Source organism: Enterococcus florum (assembly GCF_004309355.1).
Lineage (GTDB): Bacteria > Bacillota > Bacilli > Lactobacillales > Enterococcaceae > Enterococcus_A > Enterococcus_A florum.
On record NZ_BJCC01000040.1, the window covers coordinates 1 to 9,710 of the forward strand.

The window sequence follows — 9,710 nt, forward strand, 5'->3', positions numbered from 1 at the left end:
GTCAAGTCTGTTAACAGCTTGCCGGAAGTCAGTCCCGTATGGCCGGTCAACACACAGTGCGTCCCTTCTCCTCCAATCGGCAATGAAGAGCCCTCCAAATGGCCGATACCGCGTGTCAGGGTTTTCTCGCTAGTCCCATGATAGATCGGCATAGCGACTCGTATCTTCGGAATCTCCAGCTTCCCCATCATTTTTTCGACAGCCAATACCTCGTAATACTGATTCTGAGCCGCGTTCTTGGGCCCATCCGCAAAAGGATCCTGAACGGTTGTTCCAGTCAAGGTTTGATTGAACGCACGCGCCTTGGCCCACTCGTTTTCCAGCTGTTTCTTGCTCTGTCGGGCAATTGCCTTTTCATAAGTATCCAACGCATAGCTGCCATTTTTTTCTGCCAAGTAATTACTCAACGCCGGATAGCCTAAAACCCCGATTCCTACTAATAAAATCAGTAAAGCCGCAATCATTCGCTTCATTGCTTCTCCTCCAAACGAAAATAGCAGAATCACTGAAGGATTCTGCTATCCGATTTATTCATTTTCATGGGCACGTTGTTTTCTGTACAACACCACAGTTCCTACCAAGAGAACTCCTAAAATTGTCAACCACAAACTCAACTGCTCACCGGTTTTTGGCAACACCTTTGACGCCAGCGTCTCAGGTGTTGTTGAAGGGGTTCCTTTTCCTTCCGTATTTGGCAGGCTTGGTTTAGGATCCGGTTTCTTTTCTTCTTGGTTGTAGACACGTGGTTCTTTCTTTTCCACAGCCTCTGTTGTCACTGCACCGTCTGCTCCACGATCCGCCATGAGTTGCCCGTTGATCGTCACTGTCGTCGGATTGCCCTCAACATCCGTTGACACTTCGGGAATCACTACAGGAATTTCCTTTTCTGACATCGTATAGCCTTCCACACTCTGGATTTCTTCCAAGTAGTAAGTCCCCGCAGAAAGATAAACCCCCGACAGTTCTACCAGTCCTGTTTCATTTGAGATAAAACGACTAAGGGTCGTATCCGTCTTCGGATCACTTGTTCCTTTCCAGCGCTCTGACAAGTTCGTTGTCGCTCGCGCATCCAAATACTGCCTATTGCCGGCTTCATCTTTTCGATAGAGGACAAAGCTGACACCCGCTAACGGTACCTCCGAACCATCCTGTTTTTTTCCGATCTTGAAGAAATAGGGGCTGCACAAACGACTGATATTTTTCGGATACAGGTGGATCGTGTCCATTTCCTGCCCTGTTGTCGGGTCAAGAATAGGCAAGACCACAGCGAGTGGACGTGCTTGATTCAAATCAACGGCCACACCCGCACTCGGGTCCACACCAGTTTCTACGATCAGGTACGCGGCAGAAGTGTTTAATGTGCGATTGTATTTAGGAACGTTGAAACGTAAGATTCCACCATCCTCAGCCTCGCTGTTGGTTTTTAGTCCCTGCAAAATCGGCTGATCACCATGCTTTTGCAAATAATCGATCACAAACTGACAGCTTAATTCATTTAATTGATCCAACAAAGCGTTTTCCGTCTGCAGGCTTTCCTGATAGAGCTGTGTAATATCATACACATCGAAGATAGCTCCATCTAAAGCCGTCGTTTTCGCAAGGATATCCGACTCGCTGTTGGCCTCATGCCCATCATTTTGATGCGGGGTAAATTCTGACAAGTCCGCATCCCGCAGAACCCGTTTGTGTAAGACGATCTCCACATTTTCTCCTGTTGGTCCTTCTTCTGCCGAAGCATGACTGATGAATGCACACAACATCGGCAACAGGAGACAAATCAACAGCACACCTTTACTTAGTCTTTTCAACATCCTTCAATTGTGCCCCCTTTCTTTATTTTTCACCCAAATTTTCTGCTTTTTTATTCTCTTTATAAATTAAATAGAGTCGAATACCGATCAATAGCAACATGACACCTGCTGTGACGATCGCTGCAATCATGACTTTTCGATTGACCTCTGTATTTTCGACCGATTTTATTTTCGCTTTTTCTTCTGGTACATATTTTGTACGGACCCCCCGCACTAATAAGCGATGTGAATTCACCCCATAAGGTGTACACGTCAGTAACGTGCAGTGGTCTTCGCCTTTAATCAGCTTCAATGCATCCACTTGTTCCGGTTCCACCACCTGAATCTTATCCACGCGATAGGCGAACGTCTTATCCAAAATTGTTAGATAAAATAAATCGCCCTTTCCTAACTCCGTCAGATCCGTTAACATCTTCGCACCAGATAATCCAGTATGTCCTGTTAAAACACTATGAGTACTCTTGCCGCCAGTTGGCAGCGATGACCCTTCCAAATGGCCGATTCCCCGTTTTAACGTTTCCGCTTCCGTGCCATGATAGATCGGCAGCTCCACCTTGATCTTCGGGATCTCCAATCGCCCCATCGTGTTATTGACATTCAATACGTTAAAATAATTTCCCTGAATCGCATAGCCCGACCCTTCTACAAAGGGGTCATGGACCGGATTCCCTGCAAGATTTTCATTGAAGGCTTTCGCCTTGCGCCATTCGGCTAGTAATTGTGCCTGATTTTGTTTCTTGACTTCCTTTTCATATGTATCTAGTGCATAACTGCCATTTTTCTCCGCCAAATAATTGCTTAATGTGGGATACCCCAACACACCCACGCCAATCAGTAAAATACAGATTGCCAAAATAATTCGTTTCATGGATGCCTTCCCTTCCAACAACAATCAGCGGGGGAGAATCCCTCCCCCACTGTCAATGCTTCATAATGCGTTGCGGATTGTGTTTCTTATGAATGACGTTTTTTAGGTAATACCACCATGATCGCCATGCCAATCAAAGCGATACCCGCAATTGTAATCAAGATCAGACCCATGCCACCAGTTGCTGGTAGTTTGAAGCCTTTTGAGTTGACTACTTCTTTGGTTACTACGTGAGCAGTTGTTTCGTTTGCAAAGTCAACCTCCACTGGTTCTCCTAGTAAGTTATAACCATCTGGTGCTTTTGTTTCAACTAAATAGTACTTCAACGGAACTCTTGCTGCATCTACTCCAGAATGAGTTTGAATATTGTAGAAACTTCTAGAATAGAAAAGTTTGCCTGTACCATCAATACCAAATCCTGATCCATGTGGTTTTGCGATCCATTCCAAAGCAGTAGCATAATCTGCTTCACCTGGATAAACAATGTCAATAATTTTACCAGAAGCGTCTGCTTTTACCCTGATGAATTTGCCATCTTTGGCATCTTGAGCAGTTTTAGCTAATTGGAATTCTGCTCCTGGTAATGTTGCACCTTTTTGATCCTTTTTCTCAATATTAATACTACCAATATTGGTTTCTGTTTCGGTCGTTGGAACTTTTTCATTGTTTACGGATAAACCATTATTGAACTCAATTTCTGCTTTGTTTTTTACTGTTCCATTTGGCTTGCCTGCTATATTTTCATTTGCAATCGTTGTAAACTCGATACCTACATGCGTATAGCTTCCACCTGCAACTGTCATGTATTTTTGTAATTCATCACGACCTGCTTGAGTGAACTCAACTGATAAAGTATTAGTGTTTCCTGTTGTTGGAGTAGGGTCTGCAGGAGTTATTGTATAATTAACATTCCCTGTATTTGGAATTTCTAGCTTGGTCCAACCGCCTGCACCATCATCTTTGTATACATAAGCTTTCGTACTGTTTGCTTTATAAGTCAATGCATAATCTAGTGCATCATTAATTTTGTATACTTTATAGTCTTCGATATCTCCAGGAATGTTGACTTTCACATCGTAATTAATCTCATCACCAACATTTACAGAGTTTTTGCTTGCACCATCCATATCCTTTGTAGGTGTTTGGCCTTGGTTCTTCGGATACACATGGACATCTGTGTTCCACCCGTCTTCTGTGGTTTTGGTCATTGGTACTGAAATGATGAATGGTTTTACAGGTGATGCAATTTGTACTTCTTTTGTTCCTGCGCCATCTGGAATTGTCGGTTTTGGGTTCGTACTTGCTGCAAGATCTTCTTCAACGTAGTAGAAACCTTTCAATCCGGTCAATTTCAATGTACCGTCTGCTGCTGTTTTCCCTGAGCCGACTTCTTTTGTCATAGTGTAGTAATACGTACTTCCGTTGTAGACGACGGTTAATTCTGTTTTCGCTGCGTTTGCAGTATAGACAGCGCCATCTTTTTCTGATGGGGGCACTACAGGATCTGTACCCGCAGTTTTAGGTGTTAATTTGTAAACGTTGAACTGAACATTGGCTACAGGAGGATTCGTAATTGTCTGTTGTGTACCGTCTCCTTCCGCTCCGATTTGACTGTTGTCTTCTGCCCAATGTTTGTGGATCGTCAGATCTCCTGTCGTTGGTTGGATCGCATCATGATCCGCAAAAGCACTCAGGCCGCTAGCGAAGGTTGTGAACAACAACGCAACAACCGCAAATAATTTACCTAGCTTTCTCATCTTTTTTCCCTCTTTCCTCTTTCCTCTTTTTTTTATTTTATAAATTTGTCATTGACAAACCTATACCAAAATTACGTGTGTTTCTTTAATTTCTCTATTAGAAGCAAGATCGATAGACCGATCATGGAAATTCCGACGATAGCGATCATATGCAGACCAATTCCACCTGCCATCGGCATTTTCATTTCTTTGTAGTTCGGCAAGTAGAGCTCCGAACTCTTCTTATAGAATGCTGGTGGTAAAGGATCCCCCCGACTCACTGGATCAGAGACCGTTCCAGCCTCCAAATCTACCTTAATGATCCATTGACCAGCCGGTAAAGCATAGCCATCCACTGTCCTCGTTTCAACGAGTAGATAATGACCTGTTGACAAATTTTCAAATTTTACTATACCTGTAGTTGTGTGGCTCGTCTTTGTTTGAACTGCTGCGGACATATCCCAATAGGTATTTGTAGATAGAGGATCATCGTTTATCCCCATCTGCAAGGTTTTTCCAGATTGTCCACCATAAATCTTGAATTCAACATTTCCTAATGGATTTCCTTTTTCATTAACCTTAGTAAAAGAAAAATCTAGCTTTTTCCTAGGTAAGTTCTTTATATACCAATAACCTGGTCGTGGATTATTGGTGTCCGTAGGCTTGATTATTCCGGGACTTGTAACTGGAATCGAAACTCCACCACTATCTTTTCCTTTCGTATAAACAATATTCGCAATTTCCGCACCCTCTTGGTTACTTTTCACTTTAGTAGTGATGACCCAATAAGCGTCTGCTTCAAATTGATACTCAGGATACGTTTTTGTTTCCTGAACTGCATAAACTTTCCCAGCAATAAACTCTTCATAATTCAGAAAACGGCCATTAAAGTTTGTTCGATACTCATTGCCTCCATATGCATGATCAATCGGCGTCCACCTTGATGTATTCGAGAAGTCTCCTTTATCGTATGCACTCCCGGTTGTCCCAGTGAACTCATAAAATTTAAATCGAACTTCTTTTTCTGCATCCGAAGGCATAGGTTGATTCAGTTCATTACTTTTGAAAAGCGGCATTACTCCTCCGACCTTATTGACAATGCGCCAGTAGGTTTTCCCATCAATACCAATATGATCTTTTTTCACTCCCGGATTATCTGTCCCTTGCGCCGTAACATTACTTATTTCTCCATCTTTTCCATAAATAATCCAATAAGCTTCTGTCTCGCTTGGAAGAATAAAGGATGGGTAGGTAGCAATTTCAACTAATCCAAAAGTATCGGTCGCAAGATCTAGGCCCGGAGCCAATATTCGACCATAGGCATCCGTTGTTGCATCTTGGACATATGTCCAATGACCCGCTGCAATATTTGCTGCTGTCGGTGGTGTATTCGCTACAGTTGCTCCACCACCTTTCCACATGAATTTGTAAATTTTGAACTTGACCTCTTTTTGCTTGTTGTTACTGTCATAAATCGGATTGCCGCTTTTATCTACAGACGGCATAACTTGCTTATCTGTATCTGTCTTGTAAATCTGGAACTTGTAATTGTTCTCATCAATCACGTAATAAAGCTTTAAGACCAGTGTGCCATCTGCTTTGACCTGTCCTGATTTGATATTAAAACTCAAACCTGGATTGTACGTATACCCATCGAAGTGACGCGAGGCGGCCGTGACCGTATCGTCGATCGCACCATAAAATGTTTCACTTGCTTTCAAATCAAAATCAGTGGCGCTTCCGGCTTGACCCGCTGTTTTTTGCAGGTGATGTTCCACTTGGTACTGTGCCGTTGGTTTTTTCTTATTTCGAACATGGACGATTGCGCCATCTGTGCTAGCACTTATCGTAAACTCTTCTGAAGTAACAGCATTTGCAGAAGCATTCCAACTACTAGACAATTCAGGACTGTAGCCATCTACGGCTTTCGTCTCTACGAACCGATATATACCATTTGGTAAATTATCGACTTTGATTGTCCCACTATAAGTTATTCCTCCTACTATGTTGCTCGCCGTCACCAGATCTGTTTTAACATCCTTCCATGTATTCCCATCTTTTTCTTGCAATTTGAAGGTGAATCCGTCCAATGCTTTCGTCAAATTGTCTTCATCCCATTTGAAGAGCATAGCCGAGTTTGGATTTAGCGTGATTTCTGCGTATGGATTCGTCATATTTCCTTTTGCCGATTCTTCTCTTGGCAATATTTTGTCCCCATCTAATGCGTGTTTATGATAATACTTAACCGTATTTGTTTTTTCTCCACTTTTGCTTTCTGGTGGATACCCAAGCATTAAAGAAATATTATAGGTAGGAATTTGGCCATAGTGATAGTTGCTGTCACCATATGTCAGCGTAAAGTATGACTCCAACAAATTCCGTTGGCTTTCTGCATAAAATCCGTTTTTAATAGCATCGTCGGCTGCTTTTGCCGCAAAATACGGAACTTGAACATTTACTCCAGATCTGTTCTTTACATATCGGGCAGGAACTGCCCATCGATCTGTTGTCCCATCAACTCCGACCGTCAAATCAGATATTTTTTTCTGAGTTCCTCCAGATCTGCCGATTTTCCCAAAATATGCCATCACCGTGCGAACTGCGGTCGCTCCCGATCCCTCTGTATAAATACCGTACTGATAGGCAGCTTTTTTTATTCTTGTACTGAATTGAGCTTTGGTCTCTCCAGCGTTTTGAGTGAGCAGCTTGAATGAATTCGCCTGAGTCGGACGCATGTTATCACGCTCAGTTCCTAATCCTGCTCGATAAACCGGTCCATCTCCGGAATGGTCAAGTACATAAGATGTAAAGGCAATCTCTGAAGTTGGACGCCCTCCTTTTTTTAATTGTTCTGCCGTCGTAGGAAAGTCAGTGGGCATCCGAACCATCGCTTGAATCAACATTGAATTCACTGTCACACCAGGATCAAGCTCATCTTCTACGTATACCCCCGTTACATCTGTTGCCCTTTGCCCCCAATAATAAGTCGGATTTGCCGGATTTTGATAAAAGCCCGTTTTCGGATTGGCTGTCCAGTTAACTCTATCGCCACTAAGTTCTAAGGAGCCGGGCAGATTGACTGTCATAGCGTATTGCATCGTACCGTTCCCTGAGTTTACATACCGCTTAAAATCGTATCCATTAGAGTAAACAAGCTTGGAAGCTTCGAATCCGATCTTTTTCTTTATTCCGCCAAAACTCACATTTTGTTCTCCTGCTTTAACGGTATAGTTCATTAAGGATTGACTCGGAATAGAAAACTTAATCGCAGTTAATTTTTGAATTAGGTAGGTGTCAAAATCTCCATCAAAAATAATGTATATTTTCTTTACATTATCTTCCGGATCAACTTTTATTTGCCATTTTCCAAGTGTCACACTTTGTCCACCTATTTCAACAAAGATCGGTTGATCGACACTCGTGTTGGCTAACTGCCACTCCCCCCATTCTTCATTTTCTAGAGCAGGAAACGCCACAAAGTCATCTTTTTGTAATTTATCACTTCCAGTAAATTCGAGGTCCCAAGTAAAATCAAAATCATAAGCCTTATTTGGCTGTGCTTTGTTTGTGGTAGTCAACGGTGTCTTACTAGCATCCAAAATATCCCAGCTAGTAATTTTAAATGTTGCTGTACTTGTCTCAGAAAGGTCTCTCCCCGTAGCCTGTACACCGATGCTTGCTGGTTTCAGCTCTTCTAATTTCTTCTCTTCTGTTTCGCTCGTCTCCTCCTTCTCCGAGTGGTTCGCTTCTTCCAGCTTTTCCTCGTTCGTGATCTGTGCAGCTGTTTCCTCCGTTTGACTTGAGATTGAAGATTGTGTGCTGCTGGAACGGTTAGTCTGGATGTTTGCGTATTTCTTTAACGGATCACTGCTTTTAGTAGGGAGCGTATATCTGCGATTTGTCTCAACCGTTGTACTCTCTGTCTCGGATAACGCAGTAATCGGAAGCAGCTGTATGAAGAACAATACGACTGCGAACAAACTCAGTCCTTTAACGATATATTTGCTCATCTCGCTTCACCCCCCTAATGATTTTTCTCATCTTTTCTCATCACACCCATCTTTTGTCTCTCTACTTCTTATTGAAAAATTTTCTTGCGTTCCTCTATTGGAAAGTAGTCGTAAAAGCTGTCTGTTAACTGATATCCTTTGCCCCACATGGTCACTAACAGTTCTTCATTGATGCCATGTTCCTTGAATCGCTGCTTGATTCGTTTGATGATGTAGGACAACTGTGCCATCTTAGATCTGTCGGGCTCTTGATTCCAAAGCACCCTGCATAGTTCCTCTCGGGAATATACCTCGCCGCTTTTTTTCGCCAAAGCATCAAGAAGGCACTTCTCTTTTCCTTTAAAATGAATTTCTGTCAATTTTAAAGACGGTTTAGGCTCTGCTTCCCGCAAGCTAATCAAGCTCCCTAGTGTTCCTAGCCCAGTTGGGCAAGCCAGCTCCGTTTCCGACTGCTGCGTTGGCTCATTGGAAAATAGTTCTCTGATTTTCTCCAAAGAAAATTGATCCATCATCCATCCATCGATTCCCTTGTCACTCCAGTATTCTTGATCCACACGATCCAATCGTTTTTCGATCTTTCGATAAGCAACATGTTTTTCTTTGTTCACTGCAGGAAGCAGCTCCAACACTTCCTTGTCTGTAACAGATTCACTGAAAATGATCGCATTGAAATAATCAAGCAAGCGCGTGACAAATTGATGATGGGTCAGATTTAAGATGCTGGATGAAACAAAGACTTCATGATTCAGCCGCTGAAGCTGTTCTTGAATTTTCTGTTCATTCAACACATTTCTAGTTACGATCAATATCTGCACGTTGGGCAGCCCCCTTTGGTTATAAAAACGATACAATTTTTAAAATCACACCAGTTATATAAAAAGGCGCGAACGTTCTCCACTCATTAGAAAAATCGTTTATTTGCAAATGATTAAACAAATCGAGTAAACTGAACCTATTCACTTAAATCAATAAACACACTCATTGATTGCCTTATTTCTTCTTGGTCTTCAATAGACTAGGAAAGACGCTCAAATCATTGATATACCAACAAAAAAGACTGCCCTGTGACGGCAGTTGACGGCGAAAAAACGCTTGTGAATACGCTATTTCGTTATTTTCTGTGAAAGATAAACTTTTCAAACACCTTTTTTGTTGAATGTAACAAAAAGACAGTCGTAAACGTTTTCTCGAAAAAAAAGAAAAAAAGCTCCCCCATAAAAGATCCTTCCAATTTTTTGAAAGTTCCTTTATGCGATTGCTTTTTCCATTTGTTTAACTACCCGCA

At 42.3% G+C, this 9,710-nt stretch carries 6 protein-coding genes; all 6 read right to left on the minus strand.

The annotated features are described in order from the left end of the window. The coding region (locus NRIC_RS18460) for a sortase (protein WP_146624195.1) at nucleotides 1–473 on the minus strand (473 nt) is incomplete at its 3' end. Nucleotides 474–527: 54 nt separating this feature from the next. Beyond that, nucleotides 528–1,811: a pilin N-terminal domain-containing protein gene (locus NRIC_RS18465; RefSeq protein ID WP_146624196.1), complete on the minus strand. Its 1,284-nt coding sequence runs from the start codon at nucleotides 1,809–1,811 to the stop codon at nucleotides 528–530. A 22-nt stretch (nucleotides 1,812–1,833) separates the two neighbouring features. Next, entirely contained in the window at nucleotides 1,834–2,679 is an 846-nt protein-coding gene (locus NRIC_RS18470; RefSeq protein WP_146624197.1) for a class C sortase, read from the minus strand. An 86-nt stretch (nucleotides 2,680–2,765) separates the two neighbouring features. Continuing rightward, the gene (locus tag NRIC_RS18475) at nucleotides 2,766–4,436 is read right to left on the minus strand and encodes a SpaH/EbpB family LPXTG-anchored major pilin (protein ID WP_146624200.1); all 1,671 of its coding nucleotides are present in this window, start codon (nucleotides 4,434–4,436) and stop codon (nucleotides 2,766–2,768) included. Nucleotides 4,437–4,507: 71 nt separating this feature from the next. Then, the gene (locus tag NRIC_RS18480) at nucleotides 4,508–8,425 is read right to left on the minus strand and encodes a SpaA isopeptide-forming pilin-related protein (RefSeq protein WP_146624198.1); all 3,918 of its coding nucleotides are present in this window, start codon (nucleotides 8,423–8,425) and stop codon (nucleotides 4,508–4,510) included. A gap of 68 nt (nucleotides 8,426–8,493) precedes the next feature. After that, nucleotides 8,494–9,240 carry a helix-turn-helix domain-containing protein gene (locus NRIC_RS18485; protein ID WP_146624199.1) on the minus strand — a complete coding sequence of 249 codons (747 nt, stop codon included), beginning with the start codon at nucleotides 9,238–9,240 and terminating at the stop codon, nucleotides 8,494–8,496. Nucleotides 9,241–9,710: the final 470 nt, after the last annotated feature.